Origin of the sequence: Mycobacterium sp. E802 (genome assembly GCF_001666875.1) — a bacterium.
Classification (GTDB): Bacteria; Actinomycetota; Actinomycetes; order Mycobacteriales; family Mycobacteriaceae; genus Mycobacterium.
Genome location: NZ_LZJD01000024.1, coordinates 1 through 1,766 on the forward strand (window position 1 = coordinate 1; position 1,766 = coordinate 1,766).

General features: G+C 62.6%; 1 protein-coding gene. It reads right to left on the bottom strand.

The window, feature by feature from the left end:
• Positions 1-21: 21 nt before the first annotated feature.
• Entirely contained in the window at positions 22-1,659 is a 1,638-nt protein-coding gene (locus A5699_RS03750) for an IS1634 family transposase (RefSeq protein WP_067765581.1), read from the bottom strand.
• Positions 1,660-1,766 lie beyond the last annotated feature (107 nt).

Sequence of the window (1,766 nt, forward strand, 5' to 3'; positions counted from 1 at the left end):
TCCTGAGTTTGGACATTTCGCTTAGTACCCAGGGCTGAAGCCTAGATCGGTGAGGATCTTGCTCTCGGCGTCGGGGATCTCCGGCGGGAAGGTCTGCGTGGCGCCGTTGATGACGATGGTCGCCGAGCGCAGCGGGCGCAGTTGCTTGACGACCTTGGCGATGGACAGTCCGGTGCGCGACTGGATGGCATGAGAGACCGCCAGCGCGGCGAACACGATTGTCAGGTGCGCCTCGATGGCATCATGCTTGCGGTTGAACATGGGCCGTGCATCGAGGTCGGTCTTGGACATCCGAAACGACTTCTCCACGTGCCAGAGGTCGTGGTACTTCGCGATGATCTCAGCGGCCGGCATCACGGTGACGGGCACGTTGGTCACGTAGCCCTTGAGTCCGACCAGGGATTGCGCACGGGTCAGGCTGGCTTCGTCGAGGGCGCGGTCGTCGCCTCTGGTCTTGACGAATCGTGCTGTCTTGGCGTTCTTCTCGCCGGCCACGATCGCGCGTGCCCGGGCTTCCTGAGCCGCGAGTGTTTTCTGGTCGCGCCGTGCTCGTTTGGCCGAGTACGACCAGATCGCCCGCCACGCCCCGGTGTCGCGCTCGGGGTCCCAGACCGGCTCAGCACGCAACTTGGTGTTGTTGACACGTGTGTTGCCGTGCCGCGGCGTGACGGTGTCGATGATCTGTCCGTCGGTGAAAACATCACCGTTCCAATGGAAGTGGGATTCGAGATCGCCAGGCGCCTTCGTGACGCGGGAGCCGACGATAAACGACAGCTTCACCTCATCGAGGGCGGCGAGGTTGCTCTGCGAGAGCATGCCGGCATCGGCTGCCACCACCATCGGCGTGCCCTCAAGGTTGTGGCGGGCCAGGAAGCTGGTGATGATCGGCACGATTGTGGTGGTCTCAGCGGTGTTGCCTTCGAAACAGCCGATTTCTAAAGGGAATCCGGTGCGATCCACCAACAGACCGACAACGATCTGAGGATCGACCCTGCGTTCCTTGGAGTAGCCGACCTTGCGCAGCGCATCTTCGGATTCGGCTTCGAAATACAGGGTCGTGACGTCGTACAAAATGAGCGACAACCCACCGCAGTCGGTGGCGTAGGCGAAGCATTTCTCGGCGATCACATCGCGGTGACCGCCGGTGTGGATCTTGCGGACATGGCGGTCGATGGTCTTGTAGGACACCAGTTCTGCGCCGAGATCCGCCAGTACACGCGAGGCGTCGAGCTTGCTGGTCGGCTCGACGATCCGAGCGATCACCAGATCCCGGAACACGCCATCACCGACGGCATCGAAGCCCAGCCAGTCGTAGACGTGGCCAAGCAGGTCGTAGAGCAGACGCGAGCTGGTCCCGACCGTGCGCCCCGGCGCCACCACGGGGGCCGCGACTGCAGGTCTGGGCTGCTCGGCGATCAACGTCTGCTCGCGAAAATCAGCGACACTGGTCATCGATTGGGCCCTGGCGGCCACCTCAAAATCCAGTGCAACCTGTCCGCCGATGACCATCTGCCTGGCCTGCTCGAGGAGAATGCCCAGCTCGGCATCGGTATGGGCCGAACCCAGATGCGCCAGGATCACCACCCGGCCAGCGTCCTTACGCGCCACCTGCACCGCCACCGCACCCGAGGAAGTGCGTACCTTCCGCACGTACGCCACCGCACGAACCTACCCGATTAGTACCCCAAAACACCCACCGCGCAGCCCAAAACAGCAGGTCAAGCAACTATCAACTGCGAAAATCGGCCAAGGTGTCCAAACTCAGG